The organism is Pseudomonas marginalis (genome assembly GCF_024169655.1).
Lineage (GTDB): Bacteria > Pseudomonadota > Gammaproteobacteria > Pseudomonadales > Pseudomonadaceae > Aquipseudomonas > Aquipseudomonas paraveronii.
Genome location: NZ_JALJWV010000001.1, coordinates 835,329 through 861,173, shown reverse-complemented (window position 1 = coordinate 861,173; position 25,845 = coordinate 835,329). Strand labels below are relative to the sequence as shown.

Below are 25,845 nucleotides of genomic sequence, written 5' to 3'. Positions count from 1 at the left end.
GATCATAGAGCATCGGTTCAAGGCCCCATAGAGGCTGAGTCGCTTGTTCAGTCAGCGTTCAGTATCCACGCGCCAGTTTTTCGGCGGGATCAAAAACGTTGCCACCGCGCAGCCATGCACGTGCCTGACCCGACCGACAATGCACGACATACATCATTCGGAACTGGAAATTACAAACCCACCAACGTGCTCTCAACTAATCAAACAGCCAGGACGGCTATCGAGAGCGATGAAAAAACATGCCAGCACTCACTTCCGTACAATTCGTTCGGCTCCCTCCCTCCTCGCCACGCATTGAAGGCCCCACCACTCAAGAACAACCCGTCGAGGCACAACACTTGGCACTCGCTTCACCGGGCAGGCCCACTGAGTTTTATACGACGGTGGCCGCCCCTCACAACAGCCAGGACGTCGAACACTATATAAAAAACAATACCCGGACCCTGCTGACGCCCGCCCAGGAAACTTCAAAAATAATTGCACAAGCGCTGCATAAACAATTCAACCTGACGGTCGACCCCGACACGACTTATATCGTGACCACCAACTACGACACGTCCAAACCGACGCCTCGATACGGCAAGATCCTTAACAAAATCAGCCTGACCCACGCCGCGCTGAGCAACATGCGTGCTCTCAACACAAAAGATGACACGCCCAACGCAGACAGCGATATCGAACTGGCACTTCCCGAACTGAAAAAACTCTTTCAACTGACGCATAACCTCAACCACTTGCAGCTGTATCGCGCAATCAGACAAACCCTCTACCCCGCCCCGGCGTTCGAATATGTAGTCCACGGCACACCCCACGCGAAGCCAGCCACGCCGGATTTATCGTCGAGCGTCCCGCTCACCCCGCAACAGTTCCGCGACCTTGTCTGGAACACACCACTGGTTGCTCCGTACAAAACGTATCTGGATAACTTTTGGGCAGCCAACGAACACCGCTATAAACAACTGAGCAAGATAGCGTTTGCCCAGGCGGCCTATACACAAACCCAGGAGGGCAGCCTGAGCGAAGAAGATGCCCAGTTGGTCATGCGGGCAACGGGGCTGCCGCCGGGCAAACCCTGGCTGGAGACGCACGTAGCAAACCTGCAAGCCGCCTATGCCAACGACCCAAGCCTCGAAGTTGGCCTGCTGTCTGTCACCGGCAACACTTCCTCTGACCTGATGTACGTCATCGACAAGCAACCCCGACGTGATACCAACGGTCAGAAAATACACACCACCCTGCTGCATATCCCCGGCAACTCGTCACCGATCCATCGGTTCGACAGCCCTGAAGCCATGAAGACATGGGTGGCGGATCAGGCGGCAGACCCGGTCAAGCGAGCCGCCTTAGTCACGCATTTCAAGAAAAACGATCAGGACGACACGTTTTTTTTCGATGGCGTGGCGCACTCCCTGAAAGGCCTGGGAGGCTGGACAGCCTCACAAACGCCCAACGCCCTGGGTTTCACCTCGTTCAGTGCGTGGGACCCGCAACGTTACATCACCCTGGAGGCGGTCGCCGGCGACCCATTCCAGACCATCACCCAACGTCAGAAAGAACGCGCGTATGCCGACGCCGATCACGACATCACCACCGACGGCGACGTCACCAAAGCCGCAGTGCTCAAACTGACCGAGACCGCAACGGCGGCAGCACTGATGATGACGCCCCTGGCGTTTGTAATGCCGGAGGTTGGCTTGGCACTGGATGTCATTTACGTGGGAGCGGGTCTGACAGAGGCCGGTATCGGCATTGACGATCTGACCCACGGTAAGTCGAGCGGGACCGACCGAATCGTGTTTGGCGTACTCAATGCCGCACCGGGGATCGCCGGCGCGGCCTCGAAGCTGAGCAAAGGCGTGGAAAGCCTCGATGCGCCCATTCCGGCAGAAACCGCCCGCGAAATCGAAACCCCTACGCCGCAGGACACGCCCGAAGCCGCCAATCGCTTGCGCCCTGGCGAGTCGAGCAATATCAGCGCCTATGCCGTTGCCGATAGCGAACAACTCACCGGACGCGCCCCAGGCAACGCGAAAAATATTTATCAGCTCACCGACGCGAACCACATCGACCGATGGTTTATCCGGTACACCGACAGTACCGCTGTCGAAAGAACGTATGAAATCAAAGCCAACTTCAAGTTGAGCGATGATTACGTTGAGATCATCGATCCTGTCTCCAGAAAGCCAGTGATTACGGTACATTCCACCGCGCACGGCGATTGGGTACAGAACAATGGAGCGGGAGGCATATCACTCCCATGGGGACGCAACGGACCTTCCGCCAAAAGACAACTCCAGGACGCTATCGACAATATAAACAAAGATAAGCGCGTATTGTCCCCTGAAGAGCGCGAGCGCGCCCTCGATGAGATGACACGCTTGATCCGGGCGTCCAAGGCCGAGAACTATGCGAGCATCGAGGAATATACCGAAGCCGGATCGGATGAAATAAACAGCGAACTGCGCAGCCCGAAGGACCCGAGCAAATACTCGTCCAACACCCAAGGGTTCCTGGCGGACCTCGATGCACAAGCCGACTACAGCGGTAAGGGCTACCGCTATGCGTTCGTCACTTCGCGAGGCGCTGACACACTAAAAGCCGGTGTGGGTAAAGTATTCAGAGACCCCGGCGTTCAGTCGGCCTCCACCCAAGCGTTCAACGCGAAGGAATGGGAAACCTGGGCACAAAAAACCTTGCCGACCCAAAACAAGCAACCGGTTATTTATGTGTTCGACGAGTCGATTCCGAAGAAAAACCTGTCCACCGATACACTGCCTGACCATATCGCCGTCGAGCCGAATACATCGTTGGAAGTCCGCGCAGCGAAAGAACGCGATGGTGTGTTGTATGTCTACCTTGACGCTCCGACAAAAACACCGAAGCTGCGCTACAACCTGTTCGACGGCACTGTCGCCCGGCCGTTTTGAGCCGCCATTGCGCTCATCGACAGGATCGGGCGCAGCCAGCTGAGCCGGCCGCCCCCTAAGGGACATCGATCCGACAGCGCTCAGCGCCGTACCGGGCGTTTTTGCAACTTGCGTTGCAGGGTGCGACGGTGCATGCCCAGGGCGCGGGCGGTAGCGGAGATGTTGCCTTCGTGCTCGGTCAGCACGCGCTGGATGTGTTCCCACTGCAGGCGGTCCACCGACATCGGGTTTTCCGGCACCAGGGTGTCGAGGTCGGCATGCTCGGAGAGCAAGGCGGCCAGCACGTCGTCGGCGTCCGCCGGTTTGCACAGGTAGTTGCAGGCGCCGCGCTTGATGGCTTCGACGGCGGTGGCGATGCTGGAATAACCGGTGAGGATTACCACGCGCATTTCCGGATCGAGTTCGAGCAGCTTGGGCAGCAGCACCAGGCCGGAGTCGCCGTCCATTTTCAAGTCGAGCGCGGCGTAGTCCGGCAAGTCGGCCTGGGCGATGCTCAGGCCTTCTTCTGCGGAGCCCGCCGTGCTGACGCGGAAACCGCGACGGCTCATGGCACGCGCCATGACGCGGGTAAAGGTAGCGTCATCATCTACCAGCAACAGGTGCGGCAGTTCTTCGCCTTCGACTTGGATCTCGTCACTCATCGATATCTCCTCGTGCGACACGGGGTAGGCGCAGCTCGGTGAGCGTGCCGCCTTCCTCATGACTATAGAGCTTCACTGAGCCGCCCGCGCGGGTCACGCTGGCCTTGCTCAAAAACAGGCCGAGGCCGAAGCCTTTGCCCTTGGTGGTAAAGAACGGTTTGCCGATCTGCTCGGCGATGGCCAGCGGCACGCCGGCGCCGTGGTCGCGAATGCTGATGGTCAGGTCTTCGGTATTCCAGTCCAACTGCACTTCGAGGCCTTCGGGGCAGGCGTCGGCGGCATTGTTCAGCAGGTTGAGCAGGGCCTGGGTCAGGTCCGGCGGCGGCGCCATGCGCGGCACGTTGCCCTGCCCCAGCAGGTGGAAACGGTAACTGGCTTCGGGGCGCATCAGGTGCCAGCGGTTCAGGGCTTCATCGAGCCACTGGGTCACGTCCTGCATCTCCACCGCCAGGCGGCGATTGGCTTCGGCGGCGCGCACCAGTTGCTGCAAGGTTTGCTTGCACTGCTTGACCTGTTCGCGCAGCACGCCGAGGTCTTCTTGCAGTGCCGGGTCGTGATGGTCCTGGGTCATTTCGTTGAGCAGTACGCTCATGGTCGCCAGGGGTGTGCCCAACTCATGGGCCGCACCGGCGGCCTGGGTGGCGACGGCCAGCAGTTGCTGGTCGCGCAGGCCCTCTTCGCGGCGAATGGCACGCAACTCTTCCTGGCGGCGCAGTTCTTCGGCCATACGGGCGGCAAAAAAGGTGATGACCGCCGCGGACAGCGCGAAGCTCAGCCACATCCCGTAGATCTGCAGGTTTTCCCGGGCGATGGGGAACGTCTGCAACGGGTAGAACTGCGCCAACAACAAGGTGTAAAGGGTCAGGGCGATGCCGGAAAGCACCACCGAGTAGCGCCACGGCAAGGTCACGGCCGCGATGGTCAGGGGCACCAGGTAATACGAAACAAACGGATTGGTGGAACCGCCGGAGAAATACAGCAACACACTGTGGATAAACAGGTCGCAGGCCAACTGCAGGGCGTACTCCAGCTCGGTCACCGGCCAGGTAGTGCGCAACCGGATGGCGGTAAACACACACAGCACGGTGGAAAAGCCCAGGGTCACGCTCAGTTGCAGCCATGGCAGCGGCAGCAGGTCGAACCAATAGGCAAGCCCGACCGAACCGGCCTGCGCGGCCAGCACCAGGGTGCGAATGAACGTCAGGCGCCAGAGGTTCTGGCGGGTGGCGGAAGTCAGTTTTACGACGGCGAGCATGAGCTCTCCCGGTGAGCGCTGCAGGCGGATCGGCAGGAGTATAAACGAAGCAGACACGCTGACACGGCGTGTGTGGCTCTTTGACGCAGGCGCGGTAAATTACCGTTCGTCGGCGCCACGACAATGTGTAGCGAATGTGTAAACCCGAAGAACCCGACACCACCGTCTACAGTCATATCGACACGAACATCCCAAGGAGCTTCCATGTCCCGTTTCATTCGCAATGCTGCCGTTCTCACCCTCAGCGCCGGGGTCCTGGCCAGCCTTCCGGCCGTCGCCGCCGATGAGCTGCATTACAACCAGATTTCCCTGCGGGCCGAGGTCAGCCAGGAAGTGGCGCGCGACCAGATGATCGTCACCCTCTACACCGAATCCCAAAACACCGACCCGGGCAAGCTCGCCGCGGAAATCACCACCACCATGAACAAGGCCCTGGCCCAGGCTCGCGAAGTCAAAAGCGTGACCCTGCGCCAGGGTAGCCGCAACAGCTACCCGATCTACGACAACAAGAACCAGAAAATCACCGGCTGGCGCGAACGTGCCGAACTGCGCATGGAAAGCTCGGACTTTGCCGCTTTGTCCAAGCTCACTGGCGAAATGCTGACCAACCTGAAGATGAACAGCATGGACTTCGCCATCGCCAACCCGACCCGCAAGGCCAGCGAGGATGCGCTGCTCAAGGACGCCGTCAGCGCGTTCAAGGCGCGTGCGCAACTGGCCACCGATGCGTTGGGCGGCAAGGGTTACAAGATCGTCAACCTGAACTTCAACACCAATGGTTATCCACAGCCTTATGCGCGCGGCGCCATGATGATGAAAGCCGCAGAGATGGATTCGACGCCGGAAGTGGAAGCGGGCACCAGCCAGGTCAGTATGTCGGCGGACGGGGTCATCGAAGTGCTTCAATAACCCTCCCACGAACCCAAAAAAACGGCGCGGCCTCAGGCTCGCGCCGTTTTTTTATCGATGGCAATCAGCAGTAACCCTCGTAGACATCTAGGGTGGAATCGTTTTCTCGAATTTCGGCACACATCAATACCCTCAGACAAACAAGGAGTGATCTGCGGGCGTGTATCCAAATCACTATCGAGAACTCCAACGATGACACTTTCCGTCGTAAACCCAGCGTCGACCCAAACCTTCACCCCCAGCCCGTCAGCCGCCTCGGGTACTTCATCCGACTCCGCTACGCCCTCTACCCCGCGCGCCCCTGGCGATAGCCAATTGGTGCAAAACTTCCTCAGTGCGCTCAACAGCACAAGAGGCGAATACGCCGCCCCGATTCAAATCCCGCCAAACTCCACACTGGGACAGTGGCGAACCCAATTGGCCATCGCGCTAAACAACCCCGACTTTCAAAGCTGGATAAAGAGCAAAGGCATTGCGCCCGCAAGCATCGTCATTCTTCCCGACAGTGGTGCAATTTCGGCCGCCATTCACGGCCAGCGCCGCACGTTCAGCCTGACCGATAACTCCGGCTGGTCAACGGTTGCAGGCCCCATATTGTCGGCGAGCACGGTCATCGCCAGTGGCGGCGCGGCCCCCGTTCACTATAACGATGCCCTGCGCGATACGTTCGAGCTGGGCAAAGTCGCGCATTTCTATGGTTTGCCAGACCTGACAAAGGCCACGACAGACACGCTTGAACGAACCCACGCCTTTGCCGCGCCCGCGCCAACCGACACTTACCGCTCCCCCTCCATACGCGGGGACCAGGCGCTATCAGAGCAGCAACGCACAGTTGCCGACATTTACAAACGCCATGAGGCCACTGCCAACCCTGCCGCACCGGGTGACGCCGCACTGGTGGAAGGTTTCACCCGCGAATGGCAGAAAAAGATCGATGGCCTCCCGGTGGGGCCGATTGCGGTGCCGCCCCAGACGGTTCTAGGGCAATGGCTGGGGCACTATCGCAACGTGTTCGAAGGCCCGGTGGTGCAGAACTGGTTACACGAACAGAAAATCGATCCTGCCACGGTGAAAATCATTCCATCCACCGGCGCCATGTCGGCCAAGGTCGACGGGGTTGAAAAGCAGTTTTCGCTCACCGACACCTCGGGCTGGAGACAAGTCGCCGGGCCTTTGCTCGACGCCGCCAGCGTCATTGCGCCGGCCCCCAAACAATCCCTGAGACTGAGCTTCGGCGCAGGGTCTATCGGCGCGTCAATGAAGACGATCGCGACGTTTTATGGCGAACCCAATACCGCCAACGTCGGCCAGAGCCAGCAGCGCGTGCTCCAGTTGAATCGCCAGAAAACCTTCGACGCCCCGCCAAACGAAAAGCAATCCATAGGCGCGCTTGAAACACAGCGCGCCGCTGCCGAGCAGTTTTATACCCAGGCGCCTCAAAAACTGGCCTACACCAAGCTCGCCACAGGCGTGGCGCAAGCGATGCCAAACCTGCGCGCGCAGGCCAAACAACTGGCGGAGAACATCCTCCGGGAGCATTTGCCCAAGGACCAACTGGCCAAACTGGAACCGTTGGACGCCGACAAACTGTACCTGCATCGCTTTCATGGCGGCGTGACGGAAGCGCGCGCACGGTCAGGTTGGGAGCACCCCGGTGAGGAGCCTCACAACTCGAAAACCCTGACGGAGGCGGTACTGAGTAACTTCTCCGAACAGGATTGGGACCCCGGCGAGCTGGATAGCAACGGCGGCATCTATACCGAAGGTCCAGGGCAGAGCAAGAAAAACGGCTACGGCGCGCACAACGAATTCCCCTTCTCCCCTTCCGTCTTCATGCGCGGCGTATGGAGTGCCAACTTCCAGGATATCGCCACGAAAAAAATCGACGAGTTCTGGAACACTCACGAAAGCGATTTTCGTGCGGTGGCAAAAGGCGAATTCGTCAATCAGGCCCGCCAGCAGTTGAAGGCCTTTGAGGCCAAGTCCCCGACCGAACAGGCGCTGTTGGCCGACGAACATAAATTCAGCCGTGATGACTATAAATTGGTGATGGGGGCGGTCTCTAATGTTGCCGTTGATGAAAACACCCCCATCACCGTTGAGCAACTACGCGCTGAGGCACCGGCAAAAGGCAAACTTCGAGCACATGCTTTCGATATAAACGGTTATCCCAGCAACATCATTCGATTTGCCGATCTGGATGACGGCCAATACAACTACGAGAACAACCGGCGAGACGGCAGGCAAATACTCTGGCTTGCGGGCGCCACCCCAGCGTTTTTACGCTTCGACTCGCTGAAGAAAATGGACGACTGGGTGGTCGATCAAGCCATGGACCCGCAAAAACGTGCAGCTCTGGCCTCACACTTTTCCGCCTATAACCGTCAGGACGGCGGTGCTTTCGGCAAGTACGGCGTGGACTCTTCACTGGCCCATCTCGCCAGCGGCGACTGGGAGAACTGGGAAGGCAAAACCATCGACCGCGGCGATATTAAAATCGAGAACGACGTCTTTACGCACCTCAAGGACGAGGCGAAAGCGCGCATGACCAGCGACGCCGATACGGCAATCAAATCCAACAAAGAGGTCAACCGGGATACCTGGCTTCATGACATTTCGGTGGGTGCGCAACTCTTTGCCAAACTGGCGCCCCTTGGCTGGCCGCTCGCCGCTGCTGCGGTCGGTACCGGCATTACGGAAGTCGCGCTGGGCGCAGAAAAAGCCGGGTCGGGCGATACCCAGGCAGAACGCAAAGATGGCGCCTGGAAAACCTTCGACGGCACACTTAACACGCTGTTTTCAGCGGGCGCCAGCGGGGCGGTGAAAGATCCGTTTGAACTTGCGCCAGAAAAACTCCCGACGCCAGAGGCACCGGTCCCGCCTATTGATGAAAACCCAATCCAGGTGCCGCAGGCGGGTGGATCCGGCATCCCACCCACCCTGAATGCAGCGCCTTTTACGGCCAACCGCTTCCAGACGCCTTCATCCGGCCTCGTGAAAATGAGTGAGCATGCCGTGCCTAATGGCGAGCAATTCATCGCCAATACCACGCCCGATGCGCTGGGTGTTTATCGAGTGACCGACAGCGAGGGCAAGCGCTGGAATTTTGTCCGCCATACCGATGAAACCGGTAGCAGCAAGGTATTCGAGATCGAAAGCCGCTACCGGATGGGGGATAGCGCAACGTCGATTATCAGCCCCGCGACCGGCAGGGCGGTAATGCGCGTCCATCCTGGTCGTGACGGCGAATGGGTAAGGGCGCCGGCAGATGGCGGCGTGAAGTGGCCATGGCAACGCTCGGTTTCGCCGACGCCAAGTTCCGAAACCAAGTTCTCGCCAGTGATTTCAGACCAGTTCCTGGAACTGGATGGCTCGAAAATGAAGGGGGCCGACATACTGGACAGATACTTCAATCTTAATGAACACGGTTATACCTACGGCATTGTCGTGAACGATGAAGGTAACACCCTACCGCAAATTTCCTGGACAACCGAGGAGAACCCAGCCAAGGCCACACGGCCCCCAAAAGCCAGCGCTTCGACGTTAGGCACAAGCGATTACAGTGAGCAGTTCATTAAAGATATCAATCGCAGCAAGTTCACAATACAAACACCGGATGGCATCGCACTGGAAATTGACATCGCCAAGCAGCAGCAGGAAGCAGGCAAGAAATTCTCAACCGACGAACTCAATGAAGTCATACAAAAAAATGTCGAGGCCCTTGAAAGAGTCATTCCTGATCCCGCACTAAGAGCACGAGTGTCTGAAGTTGCCAATCAATGGCTGCTAGGCGCTGCCCCGGATGAATTTCAGAGTTCTCGATTCAAAGGCACCGTCTTTGGTAGCGGACGTGATCCACATTACTACATCCACTATGCCCCGGCAGAAGGTGTCACCACCGTCACCGCAAAATCCGATTTCATCGTTACCAAACTAGACGAACAGGATGGTGAACTCGAACCTATTACTGACATCCATGCAAAAGCCTCAAGGACAATAACGATACGAGCCAGCAATGAAATTGGCAGCGACGGTTATGTCATAGAACCCTCGGCGCCTACACGTATAGAAATCACACCGACGCTGAACTGATAAGCGCCCGTCCACTATCTGCTCCCCCCTGAACGGCGGTAACCTCGGTGACCGCCGTTTTTTCATTTGGGCAGTGTTATATGCCAGCCATCTCAGGGGTCTTCCATGGACAGAATCACCGTCAAACCACTGCTCCTCGCCGCCGGCCTGCTGGCCTTTATGCCAATGGCCCAGGCCGCCAGCACCCTGGTCTACTGCTCCGAAGCCAGCCCCGCCGGTTTCGACCCCAGCCAGTACACCAGCGGCACCGATTTTGATGCCTCTGCCGAAACCGTGTTCAACCGTTTGACCCAGTTCAAGCGCGGCGGCACCGAAGTCGAGCCCGGCCTGGCGACCAGTTGGGAGGTCTCCAAGGACGGCCTGGCGTACACCTTCCACCTGCGTGACGGCGTCAAGTTCCACACCACCGACTTCTTCACGCCCACCCGCGACTTCAACGCGGATGACGTGCTGTTCACCTTCAACCGCCTGCTGGATGCCCAAAGCCCGTTTCGCAAGGCCTATCCGTCCGAGTCGCCCTACTTCACCGACATGGGTTTGAACACCACGATCAAAAGCGTCGACAAACTGGACGAGCACACCGTGCGTTTCAGCCTGAACAACGTCGATGCCTCGTTCGTACAGAACCTGGCAATGAGCTTCGCCTCGGTGCAATCCGCCGAATACGCAGCCCAACTATTAAAGGAAGGCCGGGCCGAAGAGATCAACCAGAAACCGGTAGGCACCGGGCCGTTTGTATTCAAGCGCTACCAAAAGGACTCGCAGATTCGCTATGTCGCCAATAAACAGTATTGGAAACCCGAGGATGTGAAGCTCGACAACCTGGTATTCGCGATCACCCCGGACGCCGCGTCACGCCTACAGAAACTCAAGGCCGGCGAATGCCAGGTCAGCGGTTACCCGCGCCCCGCCGATATCGAAGTGATGAAACAAGACCCCAACCTGCGTGTGCTGCAACAAGCGGGGTTCAACCTCGGCTTTCTGGCCTACAACGTGACGCATCCGCCGCTGGATCAACTCAAGGTGCGCCAGGCCTTGGACATGGCCATCGATAAACCCGCGATCATCAAGGCCGTGTACCAGAGCGCCGGACAATTGGCGCAGAACGCATTGCCTCCCGCGCAGTGGTCTTATGACCCGACGATCAAGGATGCCCCCTTTGACCCGACCAAGGCGCGGGCGCTACTAAAAGAAGCAGGGGTTGCACCCGGTACTACCATCAATTTGTGGGCGATGACCGTACAGCGCGCCTCCAATCCGAATGCGCGAATGTCGGCACAAATGATCCAGCAGGATTGGGCAAAGATCGGCATCAACGCCAACATCGTCAGCTATGAGTGGGGCGAGTACATCAAGCGCGCCAAGAATGGCGAGCACGATGCGATGATTTACGGCTGGACCGGCGATAACGGCGACCCGGATAACTGGCTCGGCGTGCTCTACAGTTGTGCCGCAGTGAAGGGCAGCAACTACGCCAAATGGTGTAACCCCGCCTACGACAAACTGGTGCAGCAGGCCAAGGTCAGCAGCGACCGCGAGCAGCGTATCGAGTGGTATCAGCAGGCGCAGAAAATACTTAAAGAACAGGTACCTATAACGCCTATTGCGAACTCGACGGTGTTCCAGCCGCTTCGAAAGGAAGTGCAGGACTTCAAGATCAGCCCCTTTGGCCTGACCCCGTTCTACGGCGTGAGTCTAGATAAGTAACAGCAGCGCCCCAACTGAGTGCGCCAGACGTCTCAGTTGGGCCTTTTTGGTGCCCCTTCCGCCCCTAAAAAACCCTCAAAATGTGCGCATTTGTGTCGGAAGTTTCATATTTGCGACATTCTTGTACGTTCGTACCACTCTTTCACCCTTGCAACCGTTCAGCATCTTGCAATGGGTATGGCCCCTGCATAAGTATCCGCAGGTCGACTCACGAGGTCGCCCTCACTACCAAAAATGACAACAAATCATGAGGCCAACATGCTTAAACACGCAGTCATTCCGTTACTTGTTAGCGCTGGCCTTATGGCCGCGGCGCCTTTCGCCCAAGCGGCGACTAACCTGGTGTTCTGCTCCGAAGGGAGCCCGGCCGGTTTTGATCCAGGCCAGTACACCACCGGAACAGACTTCGATGCTTCGGCCGAAACCATGTTCAACCGCCTGAGCCAGTTCGAACGTGGCGGCACCGCCGTTGTTCCTGGCCTGGCCACCCGCTGGGACGTGTCCCCGGATGGCCTGACGTACACCTTCCACCTGCGCGAAGGCGTCAAGTTCCACACCACCCCGTACTTCAAGCCCACTCGTGAATTCTCGGCTGACGACGTACTGTTCACCTTCAACCGGATGATCAACAAAGACGATCCATTCCGTAAGGCCTACCCCACCGAGTTCCCGTACTTCACGGACATGGGGATGGACACCAACATCAAGAACATCGAGAAAGTCGATGCCCACACGGTCAAGTTCACCCTTGGCACCGTGGACGCCGCCTTCATCCAGAACCTGGCGATGAGCTTCGCGTCGATCCAGTCGGCCGAATACGCCGCCCAACTGCTGAAAAACGGTACGCCACAGGACATCAACCAGAAGCCTGTCGGCACCGGTCCGTTCGTGTTCAAGAGCTACCAGAAAGACTCGAACATTCGCTACACCGGCAACAAGGACTACTGGAAACCTGAAGACGTGAAGATCGACAACCTGATCTTCGCCATCACCACCGACCCGTCGGTACGTATCCAGAAGCTCAAGAAAAACGAATGCCAGATCACCCTGTTCCCCCGTCCGGCCGACCTCAAGGCACTGGGCGACGACAAGGATTTGAAACTGCCGCACCAGGCTGGTTTCAACCTGGGCTACATCGCCTACAACGTCATGCCGGTGCTCAAGGGCCAGACCGCGCCTAACCCACTGTCCGACCTGCGCGTGCGCCAGGCGCTGGACATGGCGGTGAACAAGCAGCAGATCATCGACTCGGTGTACCAGGGCGCTGGCCAATTGGCGGTCAACGCCATGCCGCCGACCCAGTGGTCCTACGACACCACCATCAAAGATGCCCCGCACGACGTGGCCAAAGCCAAGGAACTGCTCAAAGAAGCCGGGATCAAGGACGGCACCGAGATCACCCTGTGGGCCATGCCGGTACAACGTCCGTACAACCCGAACGCCAAGCTGATGGCCGAGATGCTGCAGAACGACTGGAAACAGATCGGCCTGAAGGTCAACATCGTCAGTTACGAATGGGGCGAGTACATCAAGCGTTCCAAAGGCGGCGAGAACCAGGCCATGATCATTGGCTGGAGCGGCGACAATGGGGACCCGGACAACTGGCTGAACGTGCTGTTCGGCTGCGACTCGCTGTCGGGTAACAACTTCTCCAAGTGGTGCGACAAGAAATTCGACGGCATCGTGAAAGAAGCCAAGGCCACATCGGATGTCGCCAAACGCACCGAGCTGTATAAGCAGGCGCAACATCTCCTCAAAGATGCAGTCCCGATGACACCTATCGCGCACTCGACGGTGTATCAACCCATGCGCAACACCGTACAGGACTTCAAGATCAGCCCGTTTGGTCTGAACTCCTTCTACGGCGTGGGCGTAAGCGGCAAGTAAGGACCGATAGCGGCGACGCTTCAAAACGTCGCCGTTATTGCATCCGCCAAGCCAGTAGGAAACAGACCACATTCGCGCTCGCTGCCGTCCTACGGCAATGAACTTCGATTCGCGGCTCCGTTGCCTACAAGGTTAGTCAGATTTTGCGCATTTACTGCGAAGTCCTCGACCCCTAACGTCGTAGGACAGCAGAGGCTCCAATCTGATGGACACTTGCTGTGTGTGGGATCAGTGATGTCCCCCTGGCCGTATGCCGGGGTGATTGCTCGCTGATGACAACTACAAACAAGGATCGGGATCGTCATGCGCCATACCACCGTTCTATCCGCAATTTTTGGCACCAGCCTGCTGGCTGTGGCCACGCTGGGCCACGCCGCCGAAAAAAAGAGCCTGGTGTTTTGCTCTGAAGGCAGCCCGGCAGGCTTTGACACCGCGCAGTACACCACCGCCACCGACAACGATGCCGCCGAGCCGCTGTACAACCGCCTGGTTGAGTTTGAAAAGGGCGAGACCAACGTCGTACCGGGGCTGGCAACCAAGTGGGATATTTCGCCAGATGGCCTGACCTACACCTTCCACCTGCGTGAAGGGGTGAAATTCCACAGCAATAAAGAGTTCAAGCCCACGCGGGACTTCAACGCCGACGACGTGCTGTTCACCTTCAACCGCATGCTTGACCCCGAGTATCCGTTTCGCAGGGCCTACCCCACCGAGTTTCCGTACTTCAACGGGATGAGCCTGAACAAGAACATCGCCAAGGTCGAGAAAACCGGCCCGTACACCGTGGTGATGACCCTGAACACGGTTGACGCGGCGTTCGTGCAGAATATCGCCATGAGCTTTGCCTCGATTCTGTCGGCCGAATACGCCGAGCAGTTGCTCAAGCAAGGCAAGCCCAGCGACATCAACCAGAAGCCGATCGGCACCGGCCCGTTCGTCTTCCAGCGCTACCAGAAAGACTCGCAGATCCGCTACGCAGGCAACCCACAGTACTGGGACCCGAGCCGGGTCAAGCTCGACCAACTGATCTTCGCCATCAACACCGACGCGTCGGTACGGGTGCAAAAGCTCAAGGCCGGCGAATGCCAGATCACCCTGCATCCGCGCCCGGCGGATGTCGACGCCCTCAAGGCCGACCCGAACCTGCAACTGTTGACCAAGCCAGGCTTCAACCTCGGCTATATCGCCTACAACGTGCGCCATAAACCATTCGACCAGCTCGAAGTGCGCCAGGCGCTGGACATGGCGGTGAACAAGCAGAGCATCCTGAACGCCGTGTACCAGGGCGCGGGGCAACTGGCGGTCAACGCCATGCCACCGACCCAGTGGTCTTATGACGACAGCATCAAAGACGCCGCGTACAACCCGGAAAAAGCCAAGGAACTGCTCAAGGCCGCCGGCGTGAAGGAAGGCACCGAGATCACCCTGTGGGCGATGCCGGTGCAACGGCCGTACAACCCCAATGCCAAGCTGATGGCCGAGATGCTGCAGAACGACTGGGCCAAGATCGGTCTCAAGGTCAAGATCGTCAGCTACGAGTGGGGCGAGTACATCAAGCGCACCAAGAACGGTGAGCACGACATCAGCCTGATCGGCTGGACTGGCGACAACGGCGACCCGGACAACTGGTTGGGCACCCTCTACAGCTGCGACGCCATCGGCGGGAACAACTACTCCATGTGGTGTGACCCGGCATACGACAAGCTGATCAAGCAAGCCAAGGTCGTCACCGACCGCGAACAACGGACTGTTCTGTACAAACAGGCACAGCAACTGCTCAAAGCGCAGGTGCCGATCACGCCCGTCGCCCACTCGACGGTCAACCAGCCGTTAAGCGCCAAAGTCGAAGGTTTCAAAGTGAGCCCCTTCGGCCGCAACGTGTTCTCGGGCGTCAGTATCACCCCATAAGAAAATAACCGGATTGCGGAGAGTGGATAACACTCTTCGGCAAACGTGCAGCCTTTTATTGGGAAATTTCCTACAGCAAACGTTTGCAAATGCCTTACGAGTTACACACCAATAGTCGGTTCACCTAAAAGACCGGCATAAAAAAAGAGAACCAAAGGAGCTTCATCCATGAAACTGAGCAGCAAAGCGCTTCTGGCCCTGGCCATCAGCAGCATCACGGCGACCGCTTACGCGCAAACCCAGAGCCAGGACTTCGTTCCCACCACACTGGCCGGCACCAGCGCTCAAAGCGAAGCCAAGGGTTTTATCGAGGACTTCAGCCTGGGCGGTACCACGCGTAACTGGTACTCCCATGAAAGCAAATACCGTGGGGGCACCTTCGAATACCAGAAGCATGGCGAAACCCGCACCGACCGCAATCGCACCAACTGGGTCCAGGGCACCATCCTCAACGCCAGCTCAGGTTTCACCCAGGGCACCGTGGGCGTCAAGACCGAATTGGCGGTCTACAACGCGCTGGTCCTGGACCGCAGCAAACGTGACATCAAGGGCGGCTCCAACCGTACCCTGGCCGACTCCAACGGCGATGCAGTCGACCAGTGGAGCAAGCTGGGCCTGGCCAACGTGCAGTTCCGCGTCTCCAACACGACCCTGACCGCCGGTCGCCAGAACTTCAGCAGCGGCATCGTCGATACCATCGGCAACCGTGCGCTGCCTTCGAGCTTCGAAGGCGTGAGTTTCAACAGCGAAGAGTTCAGCAACCTGTCGTTCCAGGGCGGCGTGTTCGACCGCGTTTCGCCACGTACCGAGCAGAGCCTGTCGAAATTTCGCAGCGAATACGGCAACGGCGCTGAAACCGACAAGGTGTCGACCCTGGGCCTGAACTACCAGCCGCTGAAAAGCCTGAAAACCAGCATCTTCGCCGCCAACGTCAAAGACTTCTGGAACCAGTACTACTTCGGCGCGACCCATGAACTGGGCGACAGCTCGGTACTGGGCCTGACCACCGGCCTGAACTACTACAAGACCGTCGACGAAGGCAAAAAGTTGATGGGCGAAATCGACAACGACACCTACTCGCTGTCGCTCGGCCTGACCCACCAGGCGCACAGCCTGACCTTCGCGTATCAGCAAGTGAACGGTAACGAGTACTTCGACTACCTGCATGAAACCAACGGCATCTACCTGGCCAACTCCCTGACCTCGGACTTCAACGGCCCGAACGAGAAGTCCTTCCAGATCGCCTACGCCATCAACATGGCCGAATACGGCGTGCCAGGCCTGAAGTTCAACGCTTACTCGGCGCGCGGCTGGGACATCGACGGCACCCACTACACCGGCAACGGTGGTCGGGCCAAGTTCGCCTACGACGGCATCCAGAAGCAAGACGGCGAAAAACACCAGGAATACGGTGTAGGCGCCTCTTACGCGATCCAGAGCGGCCCACTCAAAGCCACCGCCATTCGTGCGACCTACGTTGAGCACCGCGGCAGCGAGTTCCAGTCCGACGGCAGCATCAAAGAGTTCCGTTTGGTCACCACCATCCCATTCAACATTCTTTAATCAGCGCCAGGTACTCGGCGGGCTCAGGACGAGCCCGCCGTCTACGCTTGTCTGGTCCCATCGATTGCAGAGGGCTCCGAATGAACATGCTCCCGTTACAAGCTGCCATTGCCGCTGCGCTGTTGAGCGTGGCGGTCGGCATTTCGGCCAAACCGCTGGTGGTCTGCACCGAAGCCAGCCCGGAAGGTTTCGATCCGGCCCTGTACACCACGGCCGTCACCGCCGACGCCGCCGCCGAAACCGTGTTCAACCGCCTGGTCGACTTCAAGCCCCGCACCACCGAAGTGGTCCCGGCGCTGGCCAAAGACCTCCCGGACATCAGCGCCGACGGCCTGACCTACACCTTCCACCTGCGTGACGACATCAAGTTCCACACCACCGACTACTTCAAACCCACGCGCAACCTGAACGCCGACGACGTGCTTTGGAGCTTCCAGCGCCAGTTGGACCCGAAACACCCGTGGCACACCAAGTCCAACGTGGGCTACCCGTACTTCGAAAGCATGGGCTTCAAGGAACTGCTCAAAAGCGTCGAGAAGACCGACGATCACACCGTGGTCTTTACCCTGACGCGCCGTGAAGCACCGTTCCTGGCCGACCTGGCCATGGCGTTTTCCTCGATTCACTCCGCCGAATACGCCGACCAGTTGCTCAAGTCCGGCAAGACCGATGACCTCAACGCCAAGCCGATCGGCACTGGCCCGTTCATCTTCACCCGCTACGCTAAGGACGCCCAGGTGCGCTTCAAGGCCAACCCGGACTACTTTCGCGGCAAGCCACCGGCCGACCCGCTGATCCTGGCGATCACCACCGACAACAACGTGCGCCTGCAGAAGCTCAAGGCCAATGAGTGTCAGATCGCGCTGTATCCAAAGCCGGATGACATCCCGAGCATCAAGAAAGACCCGAACCTGAAGATCGATGAACTGGCGGCGATGACCACCAGCTACACCGCCCTGAACACCACCCACAAGTACATGAGCGACCCGCGGGTACGTCACGCGATCAATATCGCATTCGACAAGGCCGGCTATACCAAAGCACTGTTTGGCGAAGGCAACGCCGTCGTCGGCACCGGCCCGTATCCACCAACGCTGCTGGGCTTCAGCGACAAACTGAAAAACCCGCCACGTGACCTGGACAAGGCCCGCGCCCTGCTCAAGGAAGCCGGCGTACCGGAAGGCACCGAATTCACCCTGTTCACTCGCGCCAACGGTGGCCCGACCAACCCCAACCCAATGATGGGCGCCCAGCGTATGCAGGCGGATCTGGCCCAGGTTGGCCTGAAGGTCAACATCAAGGTCATGGAGTGGGGCGAGATGCTCAAGCGCGCCAAAGCGGGTGAGCACGACATGGTTTCCGCAGGCTGGGTAGGTGATAACGGCGACCCGGATAATTTCCTCACGCCCAACCTGAGTTGCGATGCGGCCAAGAACGGCGAAAACTACGCCCGTTGGTGTAACGAGGAGTTTCAAGCCTTGATCGACAAGGCCCGCGCAATCGAGGAACCGGCAGCACGGGCTGCGCTCTATGAACAGGCACAGGACGTTTTCGGCAAGGATCAACCATGGCTTCCCATGGCTTACCCGAAACTGTTCACCGCCATGCGCAAGAACGTAGAAGGCTTTACCCAAAGCCCTCTAGGGACCAATAACTTCGCCAGGACCCAGGTGAAGTAAATAAGAAAAACGCTCGGCACCGTCGACGTTGACGGTGCCGAACCTGCCTAACCGGCTGATTGAGGTACACCACAAGATGTTTAGTTTTATTGCCCGCCGATTGGGGCTATTGATCCCCACATTCTTCGGCATCACGTTGCTGACTTTTGCGTTGATTCGCATGATTCCCGGCGACCCCGTCGAAGTCATGATGGGTGAGCGCCGCGTCGACCCCGAGATGCACGCACAGGCAATGGAACGCCTTGGCCTTAACAAGCCGCTGTATGCGCAATACCTGGACTATGTCGGCAAGCTCGCCCAGGGCGATCTTGGCGAATCCCTGCGCACGCGCACCAGCGTGTGGACCGAGTTCACCGCACTCTTCCCGGCGACCCTGGAACTGTCCATGGCCGCCCTGTTGTTCGCCGGTATCCTGGGCCTGTTGGCCGGGGTGATCGCGGCCTTGAAGCGAGGATCGCTGTTCGACCACGGGGTGATGGGCATCTCCCTCGCGGGCTATTCGATGCCGATCTTCTGGTGGGGCCTGATCCTGATCATGTTCTTCTCGGTGAGCCTGGGCTGGACCCCGGTTTCCGGGCGTATCGACCTGCTCTACGACATTGAGCCACGCACCGGTTTCATGCTTATCGACACCCTGCTGGCCAACGAGCCGGACGCGTTCTGGGACGCCCTGCACCACCTGATCCTGCCGGCTATCGTGCTCGGCACCATCCCGCTGGCGGTGATTGCGCGGATGACCCGCTCGTCGATGCTCGAAGTACTGCGCGAAGACTACATCCGCACCGCCAAGGCCAAAGGCCTGTCGCCGGCGCGCGTCGTCTTCGTCCACGGCCTGCGTAACGCGCTGATCCCGGTCCTCACCGTGGTCGGCCTGCAGGTCGGCACCTTGCTGGCCGGTGCGGTATTGACCGAAACCATCTTCTCGTGGCCCGGCATCGGCAAATGGCTGATCGAAGCCATTGGCGCGCGGGACTACCCGGTGGTGCAAAACGGCATTCTGCTGATCGCCTGCCTGGTGATCGTGGTGAACTTCGTGGTGGATATCCTCTACGGCTTCGCCAACCCACGCATCCGTCACCAGCGCTGAGATCATGACCATGACCACACCCACTCCAGTGTCAGCAGTCGATCAAAGCCTGCTGTACCCGTCCCCGTACAAAGAATTCTGGCAAGCCTTCTCCCAAAACAAAGGCGCAGTGGCCGGCCTGCTGTTTATGCTGCTGATTGTGTTCTGCGCGCTCTTCGCCCCCTGGGTCGCGCCGCACAACCCCAGCGAGCAATACCGTGACTTCCTGCTGACCCCGCCGTCGTGGCTGGAAGGCGGGCAGATCCAGTTCCTGCTCGGCACCGACGAACTCGGCCGTGACTTGCTCTCGCGCCTGATCCAGGGCTCGCGCCTGTCGCTGCTGATCGGCTTGTCGTCGGTGGTGATGTCGCTGATTCCGGGCATCCTGCTCGGGCTGTTCGCCGGGTTCTTCCCGCGCCTGCTCGGCCCGACCATCATGCGCCTGATGGACATCATGCTGGCCCTGCCGTCGCTGCTGCTGGCCGTTGCCATTGTCGCGATCCTCGGCCCTGGCCTGATCAACACCGTGATCGCCATCGCCATCGTGTCGCTGCCGTCCTACGTGCGTTTGACCCGCGCTGCGGTGATGGGCGAACTGAACCGCGACTACGTGACCGCCGCCCGCCTGGCCGGTGCCGGCCTGCCGCGCCTGATGTTCATCACCGTGCTGCCCAACTGCATGGCGCCGCTGATCGTGCAGGCGACCTTGAGTTTCTCTTCGGCGATCCTCGATGCCGCCGCCCTGGGCTTCCTCGGCTTGGGCGTGCAACCGCCAACGCCGGAGTGGGGCACCATGCTGGCGTCGGCCCGTGACTACATCGAACGCGCCTGGTGGGTCGTGAGCCTGCCGGGTCTGACCATTTTGCTCAGCGTGCTGGCAATCAACTTGATGGGCGACGGCCTGCGCGATGCGCTGGACCCGAAACTCAAGAACGCCGCCTGAGGAGATTCCCATGTCACTGTTAGAAATCAAGAATCTCAACGTGCGCTTCGGCGACAAGACCGCCGTACCGGTGGTCGACGGCCTCGACATTAGCGTCGACAAAGGCGAAGTCCTGGCGATCGTGGGCGAGTCGGGCTCGGGTAAATCCGTGACCATGATGGCGCTGATGGGCCTGATCGAGCACCCCGGCATCGTCACCGCCGACGCCCTGAACTTCGACGGCAAGGACATGCTCAAGCTGAGCAACCGCCAGCGTCGGCAAATCGTCGGCAAAGACCTGGCGATGGTCTTCCAGGACCCGATGACCGCGCTGAACCCCAGCTACACCGTGGGTTTCCAGATCGAAGAAGTGCTGCGCCTGCACCTGAAGATGTCCAGCAAGCAAGCGCGCAAGCGCGCCATCGAACTGCTGGAAAAAGTCGAGATCCCTGGCGCTGCCAGCCGGATGGACGCCTACCCGCACCAACTGTCCGGCGGTATGAGCCAGCGTGTGGCCATCGCCATGGCGATTGCCGGCGAACCGAAGTTGCTGATCGCCGACGAACCGACCACCGCGCTCGACGTGACCATCCAGGCGCAGATCATGGACCTGCTGCTGGCCCTGCAAAAAGAGCAGAATATGGGCCTGGTGCTGATCACCCACGACCTCGCGGTCGTGGCGGAAACCGCCCAGCGCGTGTGCGTGATGTACGCCGGCCAAGCGGTGGAAGTCGGCCAGGTGCCGCAACTGTTCGATATTCCGGCGCATCCCTACAGCGAAGCGCTGCTCAAGGCGATCCCGGAGCACAGCCTCGGTGCCGCGCGCCTGGCCACGCTGCCCGGCATCGTGCCCGGCCGTTATGACCGCCCGCAAGGCTGTCTGTTGTCGCCGCGTTGCCCCTACGTGCAAGACAGCTGCCGCCAGACCCGCCCGGGCCTGGACCCTAAATCGAACAGCCTCGCGCGCTGCTTCTACCCCTTGAACCAGGAGGTGGCGTAATGGCCGTCGTTCTTACCGCCCGCGACCTGACCCGTCACTACGAAGTGTCCCGTGGCCTGTTCAAGGGCCACGCCACCGTGCGCGCCCTCAACGGCGTGTCCTTTGAGCTGGAAGCCGGCAAGACCCTCGCGGTTGTAGGCGAGTCGGGTTGCGGCAAATCCACCCTGGCCCGTGCGCTGACGCTGATTGAAGAACCGTCTTCAGGCTCGTTGAAAATCGCCGGCCAGGAAGTCACCGGCGCCGACAAGGCGCAGCGCAAGCAACTGCGCAAAGACGTGCAGATGGTGTTCCAGAGCCCGTATGCCTCGCTGAATCCACGGCAGAAAGTCGGCGATCAACTCGGCGAACCGCTGCTGATCAACACCAACCTGTCCGCTGCCGAGCGCCGCGAAAAGGTCCAGGCGATGATGAAGCAAGTGGGCCTGCGCCCTGAGCATTATCAGCGCTACCCGCACATGTTCTCCGGCGGCCAGCGCCAGCGCATCGCATTGGCCCGCGCCATGATGCTGCAACCCAAAGTGCTGGTGGCAGATGAACCGACCTCGGCATTGGACGTGTCGATCCAGGCCCAGGTGCTTAACCTGTTCATGGACCTGCAGCAGGAATTCAACACCGCCTACGTGTTCATTTCCCACAACCTCGCGGTGGTGCAACACGTTGCCGACGACGTGATGGTGATGTACCTCGGCCGCCCGGTGGAAGTCGGCCCCAAGGACGACATCTACGCCCGCCCCTTGCACCCGTACACCCAGGCACTGCTGTCGGCGACCCCGACCATTCACCCGGACCCGAACAAGCCGAAGATCAAGATCGTCGGCGAGTTGCCCAACCCACTGAACCCACCATCCGGCTGCGCCTTCCACAAACGCTGCCCGTATGCGACCGAGCGTTGCAGCAGCGAGGAGCCGCAGTTGCGGCCGTTGGATAACCGCCAGGTGGCTTGCCACTATGCGGAGCAGTTCGTCGCCTGAAACGACCACCGCGCTCCCGTGTGGGGAGCGCGGTGACACAACGTTCTACAGCCCTTCCCGTCAGGTTGCGCATCAGCCTGGTGGGAGGGGCTTTTTTTCTCCGGATCTATGTCTGGCTATCGCCTTCATCATCCGGGTTGTCATCGCCCGGCTCGTCGGTGGTGGAGTCGTCATCGCCCTTGCTGCCGCCCTGGTCTTCATCGCCGGGCTCCGCTTCAGACTTGGCCAGTTGCAGGCCCTTGCCCTGCCCACTCTGAACCGCAGACACCGCTGCCCCGCTCTGCACCGGGTTATGTGCCCAGGCCGTCGACATTCCCAACGACAACAGCACCAGCACCTTTAGCAACAGCACGACGCGTTGAACAATACTCATGGTCGATCCCCTCCAGTCAGTAGGTGAATCCCGCACGACGGCTGTTTAGTGCCGCCAGCGTTGACGCTAGTCCCGATGCCGGGTTCTCGCCAATCCCATACCGGGTGAATATCAACAAATGTGGGAGGGAGCTTGCTCCCGATAGCGGTGGATCAGCCAGCACAGAGAGTGGCTGATCCACCGCTATCAGGAGCAAGTCGAATCGTCGCACCGCCCCTCCCATATATTGTTTTGTCGTGCCCATGAAAAAGGGCGAAGCCATGACAGCTTCGCCCTTTTCTTTACCGCTCAGACCTTAATGGTGCTCGCGAGTAGCCCGGAATTTCACATCCGGCCAACGCTCTTCCATCAGTGCCAAATTGACCCGGGTCGGGGCCAGGTAGGTCAGGTGACCGCCGCCGTCCACCGCGAGGTTTTCCACGGCTTTGTTGGAGAACTCTTCCAACTTCTTCTTATCGCTGCACTCGATCCAACGCGCCGAATACACGGTGATTGGCTCGTAGGAGCATTCGACCTTGTATTCCTCTTTCAAGCGGCTGGCGACCACATCGAACTGCAGCACACCGACGGCGCCGAGGATGATGTCGTTGCTGCGCTCGGGGAAGAACACCTGGGTCGCGCCCTCTTCCGCCAGTTGCTGCAAGCCTTGGCGCAGTTGCTTGGATTTGAGCGGGTCGCGCAGGCGCACGCGGCGGAACAGTTCCGGGGCGAAGTGCGGGATGCCGGTGAAGCCCAGCGTTTCGCCTTCGGTGAAGGTGTCGCCGATCTGGATGGTGCCGTGGTTGTGCAGGCCGATGATGTCGCCGGCGTAGGCTTCTTCGAGCTGTTCACGCTCGGAGGAGAAGAACGTCAGGGCGTCGCCGATGCGCACGTCCTTGCCGGTACGCACGTGGCGCATCTTCATGCCTTTTTCGTATCTGCCGGAGCAGATGCGCATAAAGGCGATACGGTCGCGGTGTTTGGGGTCCATGTTCGCCTGGATCTTGAACACGAAGCCGGCGAATTTGTCTTCCACCGGCTCCACGGTACGCTCGTTGGCGACCCGGGCCAGCGGGCGCGGAGCCCAGTCCACCACAGCGTCGAGCACGTGGTCGACACCGAAGTTGCCCAACGCGGTGCCGAAGAACACCGGGGTCAGTTGGCCGTCGAGGAATTCCTGCTGGTTGAATTCGTGGCAGGCGCCCTGCACCAGTTCCAGTTGGTCGACAAAACGCTCGTACTCATCGCCCAGGTGGGCGCGGGCTTCGTCGGAGTCAAGCTTCTCGATGATTTTCACATCGGTGCGTTCGTGACCGTGGCCGGCGGTGTAGACAATGATGTAGTCGTCGGCCAGGTGGTACACACCCTTGAAGTCGCGGTAGCAACCGATCGGCCAGGTGATCGGCGCGGCCTTGATCTTCAGGACGGCTTCGATTTCATCCAACAACTCGATCGGGTCGCGGATGTCGCGGTCGAGTTTGTTGATAAAGCTGACGATCGGCGTGTCGCGCAGACGACAGACGTCCATCAACGCAATCGTGCGTGGCTCGACGCCCTTACCGCCGTCGAGGACCATCAAGGCCGAGTCCACCGCGGTCAGGGTGCGGTAGGTGTCTTCGGAGAAGTCTTCGTGGCCCGGGGTGTCGAGCAGGTTGATCATGTGATCGCGATACGGGAACTGCATGACCGACGTGGTAATGGAAATACCCCGTTGTTTTTCCATTTCCATCCAGTCGGAGGTGGCATGGCGGTCGGATTTGCGGGATTTCACCGTGCCGGCCACTGCGATTGCCTTGCCCATCAGCAAGAGCTTCTCGGTGATGGTGGTTTTACCGGCATCGGGGTGGGAAATAATGGCGAAAGTGCGGCGTTTCGCGACTTCGGCGGCCTGGTGGGTCATGGGAAATCGCCTGGCAGGTGAGTCAAAAAAGGGCGGCGAGTATAGCGCAAACCCAGGGTGCCGGACCACCGTTCACCCGGTTGGGGGTGGCTAAATACTGCCAAGTATGGAACCTTTTAAAAGGTAGAGACGTCCACTCCCCTGCTATCGCACTCGAAACAGGGGCTGAAAAATCAGCAAGTTAGCCTGACGAGGCTGCGCTCATGGCTTGACCTTATGCCGCTTTTGCCGGCATGGGCGAGCTGCTTTTCGCGACCACATTTGAAGGCAGCCAGGCATGGCATGCCACGAAGGAATGTGTTCGCCGACAGAAGAAAAAAGGAGTCCGCCTGTGGCTATTCGCTATGGCAAAGGGCTGATAGGAGGAGCGGTTGTCGTCGCTCTCCTGGCCCTGCTGGTCCACTGGATTGGCATCAACACGATCGAACTGTACCGCGACGATTTGTTGTTTTACCTGCAAGCTCACCTGATTCTCGTCCTAGTCTCCATGCTGGCGGCCCTGATTGTGGGCATCCCCGCCGGTATTCTGCTCAGCCGCCCGAACATGGTCGGGCGCGCCGAACGCTTCATGCAGATCTTCAACATCGGCAACACCGTCCCTCCCCTGGCCGTACTGGCCATCGCCCTCGGCGTCCTCGGCATCGGCAGCGGCCCGGCGATCTTCGCGCTGTTCCTCGCCTCCTTGCTGCCCATCGTGCGCAACACCTACGAAGGCCTGAAAAACGTCCAGGGTTCGCTGAAAGAAGCCGCCACCGGCATCGGCATGACCCCGCGCCAGGTGCTGTTTCGCGTCGAGTTGCCGAACGCCGTGCCGATCATCATCGGCGGCGTGCGCGTGGCCCTGGCGATCAACGTCGGCACCGCGCCGCTGGCCTTCCTGATCGGCGCCAACAGCCTGGGTAGCCTGATTTTCCCCGGCATCGCCCTGAACAATCAGCCGCAATTGCTGCTCGGCGCCGCGTGTACCGCGCTGTTGGCCTTGCTGCTCGACGGCCTGGTGACCATGGCCAGCCGCCTCTGGCTGGAACGCGGAGTGCGCGCGTCTTAAGGCTTGGCAAAGGAACCG

17 protein-coding genes are annotated in these 25,845 nt (G+C 59.5%); 13 read left to right on the top strand and 4 right to left on the bottom strand.

Annotated features, from left to right (window positions below; translation table 11 throughout):
- The first annotated feature begins 239 nt into the window (after positions 1–239).
- A complete protein-coding gene (locus J2Y83_RS03770) occupies positions 240–2,927 on the top strand; it encodes a dermonecrotic toxin domain-containing protein (RefSeq protein WP_253393390.1) in 2,688 nt (895 codons plus the stop codon).
- 80 nt (positions 2,928–3,007) lie between these two features.
- On the opposite strand, the gene J2Y83_RS03765 is transcribed toward J2Y83_RS03770, so the two are convergent.
- Positions 3,008–3,568 carry a response regulator transcription factor gene (locus tag J2Y83_RS03765; RefSeq protein ID WP_004372278.1) on the bottom strand — a complete coding sequence of 187 codons (561 nt, stop codon included), beginning with the start codon at positions 3,566–3,568 and terminating at the stop codon, positions 3,008–3,010.
- Positions 3,561–4,823 (bottom strand): ATP-binding protein, encoded by a 1,263-nt coding sequence (locus J2Y83_RS03760; RefSeq protein ID WP_253393389.1) that lies wholly within the window; start codon positions 4,821–4,823, stop codon positions 3,561–3,563. The genes J2Y83_RS03765 and J2Y83_RS03760 overlap by 8 nt, the downstream gene beginning before the upstream one ends.
- A gap of 204 nt (positions 4,824–5,027) precedes the next feature.
- Between J2Y83_RS03760 and J2Y83_RS03755 the strand changes: the two genes are divergently transcribed.
- The 11 genes from J2Y83_RS03755 to J2Y83_RS03705 all read left to right on the top strand — a co-directional run bounded on the left by J2Y83_RS03755 (position 5,028) and on the right by J2Y83_RS03705 (position 22,527).
- Positions 5,028–5,732: an SIMPL domain-containing protein gene (locus J2Y83_RS03755; protein ID WP_253393388.1), complete on the top strand. Its 705-nt coding sequence runs from the start codon at positions 5,028–5,030 to the stop codon at positions 5,730–5,732.
- 192 nt (positions 5,733–5,924) lie between these two features.
- Positions 5,925–9,824 (top strand): dermonecrotic toxin domain-containing protein, encoded by a 3,900-nt coding sequence (locus tag J2Y83_RS03750; protein WP_253393387.1) that lies wholly within the window; start codon positions 5,925–5,927, stop codon positions 9,822–9,824.
- Between the two features lie 105 nt (positions 9,825–9,929).
- On the top strand, positions 9,930–11,531 hold the full coding sequence (locus tag J2Y83_RS03745; protein ID WP_253393386.1) for an ABC transporter substrate-binding protein: 1,602 nt from the start codon (positions 9,930–9,932) through the stop codon (positions 11,529–11,531).
- Between the two features lie 258 nt (positions 11,532–11,789).
- Positions 11,790–13,418, top strand: coding sequence for an ABC transporter substrate-binding protein (locus tag J2Y83_RS03740; protein ID WP_253393385.1), 1,629 nt, complete (start codon positions 11,790–11,792; stop codon positions 13,416–13,418).
- A gap of 303 nt (positions 13,419–13,721) precedes the next feature.
- A complete protein-coding gene (locus tag J2Y83_RS03735; protein WP_253393384.1) occupies positions 13,722–15,326 on the top strand; it encodes an ABC transporter substrate-binding protein in 1,605 nt (534 codons plus the stop codon).
- A gap of 168 nt (positions 15,327–15,494) precedes the next feature.
- Complete coding sequence (locus J2Y83_RS03730; protein WP_253393383.1) at positions 15,495–16,889, top strand: OprD family outer membrane porin; 1,395 nt, start codon at positions 15,495–15,497, stop codon at positions 16,887–16,889.
- 80 nt (positions 16,890–16,969) lie between these two features.
- Complete coding sequence (locus J2Y83_RS03725) at positions 16,970–18,568, top strand: ABC transporter substrate-binding protein (RefSeq protein ID WP_253393382.1); 1,599 nt, start codon at positions 16,970–16,972, stop codon at positions 18,566–18,568.
- Positions 18,569–18,644: 76 nt separating this feature from the next.
- Entirely contained in the window at positions 18,645–19,655 is a 1,011-nt protein-coding gene (locus J2Y83_RS03720) for an ABC transporter permease subunit (RefSeq protein WP_247395514.1), read from the top strand.
- Between the two features lie 10 nt (positions 19,656–19,665).
- A complete protein-coding gene (locus J2Y83_RS03715) occupies positions 19,666–20,577 on the top strand; it encodes an ABC transporter permease subunit (protein ID WP_247395517.1) in 912 nt (303 codons plus the stop codon).
- Between the two features lie 10 nt (positions 20,578–20,587).
- Complete coding sequence (locus tag J2Y83_RS03710) at positions 20,588–21,556, top strand: ABC transporter ATP-binding protein (protein WP_102617145.1); 969 nt, start codon at positions 20,588–20,590, stop codon at positions 21,554–21,556.
- A complete protein-coding gene (locus J2Y83_RS03705) occupies positions 21,556–22,527 on the top strand; it encodes a peptide ABC transporter ATP-binding protein (RefSeq protein ID WP_253393381.1) in 972 nt (323 codons plus the stop codon). Before J2Y83_RS03710 ends, J2Y83_RS03705 begins: the two co-directional genes overlap by 1 nt.
- Positions 22,528–22,633: 106 nt before the next feature.
- On the opposite strand, the gene J2Y83_RS03700 is transcribed toward J2Y83_RS03705, so the two are convergent.
- Both J2Y83_RS03700 and J2Y83_RS03695 read right to left on the bottom strand, forming a co-directional pair.
- A complete protein-coding gene (locus J2Y83_RS03700; protein WP_253393380.1) occupies positions 22,634–22,900 on the bottom strand; it encodes a hypothetical protein in 267 nt (88 codons plus the stop codon).
- Between the two features lie 295 nt (positions 22,901–23,195).
- The gene (locus tag J2Y83_RS03695; protein WP_253393379.1) at positions 23,196–24,779 is read right to left on the bottom strand and encodes a peptide chain release factor 3; all 1,584 of its coding nucleotides are present in this window, start codon (positions 24,777–24,779) and stop codon (positions 23,196–23,198) included.
- 331 nt (positions 24,780–25,110) lie between these two features.
- Between J2Y83_RS03695 and J2Y83_RS03690 the strand changes: the two genes are divergently transcribed.
- A complete protein-coding gene (locus J2Y83_RS03690; protein ID WP_253393378.1) occupies positions 25,111–25,827 on the top strand; it encodes an ABC transporter permease in 717 nt (238 codons plus the stop codon).
- The last annotated feature ends 18 nt before the right edge of the window (positions 25,828–25,845 follow it).

Coding starts and splice junctions, on each gene's coding strand:
- J2Y83_RS03765 (WP_004372278.1), bottom strand. CDS start 3,568: ATGAGTGACGAGATCCAAGTCGAAGGCGAAGAACTGCCGCACCTGTTG.
- J2Y83_RS03745 (WP_253393386.1), top strand. CDS start 9,930: ATGGACAGAATCACCGTCAAACCACTGCTCCTCGCCGCCGGCCTGCTG.
- J2Y83_RS03695 (WP_253393379.1), bottom strand. CDS start 24,779: ATGACCCACCAGGCCGCCGAAGTCGCGAAACGCCGCACTTTCGCCATT.
- J2Y83_RS03710 (WP_102617145.1), top strand. CDS start 20,588: ATGTCACTGTTAGAAATCAAGAATCTCAACGTGCGCTTCGGCGACAAG.
- J2Y83_RS03715 (WP_247395517.1), top strand. CDS start 19,666: ATGACCACACCCACTCCAGTGTCAGCAGTCGATCAAAGCCTGCTGTAC.
- J2Y83_RS03740 (WP_253393385.1), top strand. CDS start 11,790: ATGCTTAAACACGCAGTCATTCCGTTACTTGTTAGCGCTGGCCTTATG.
- J2Y83_RS03750 (WP_253393387.1), top strand. CDS start 5,925: ATGACACTTTCCGTCGTAAACCCAGCGTCGACCCAAACCTTCACCCCC.
- J2Y83_RS03700 (WP_253393380.1), bottom strand. CDS start 22,900: ATGAGTATTGTTCAACGCGTCGTGCTGTTGCTAAAGGTGCTGGTGCTG.
- J2Y83_RS03720 (WP_247395514.1), top strand. CDS start 18,645: ATGTTTAGTTTTATTGCCCGCCGATTGGGGCTATTGATCCCCACATTC.
- J2Y83_RS03730 (WP_253393383.1), top strand. CDS start 15,495: ATGAAACTGAGCAGCAAAGCGCTTCTGGCCCTGGCCATCAGCAGCATC.
- J2Y83_RS03725 (WP_253393382.1), top strand. CDS start 16,970: ATGAACATGCTCCCGTTACAAGCTGCCATTGCCGCTGCGCTGTTGAGC.
- J2Y83_RS03705 (WP_253393381.1), top strand. CDS start 21,556: ATGGCCGTCGTTCTTACCGCCCGCGACCTGACCCGTCACTACGAAGTG.
- J2Y83_RS03760 (WP_253393389.1), bottom strand. CDS start 4,823: ATGCTCGCCGTCGTAAAACTGACTTCCGCCACCCGCCAGAACCTCTGG.
- J2Y83_RS03735 (WP_253393384.1), top strand. CDS start 13,722: ATGCGCCATACCACCGTTCTATCCGCAATTTTTGGCACCAGCCTGCTG.
- J2Y83_RS03770 (WP_253393390.1), top strand. CDS start 240: ATGCCAGCACTCACTTCCGTACAATTCGTTCGGCTCCCTCCCTCCTCG.
- J2Y83_RS03755 (WP_253393388.1), top strand. CDS start 5,028: ATGTCCCGTTTCATTCGCAATGCTGCCGTTCTCACCCTCAGCGCCGGG.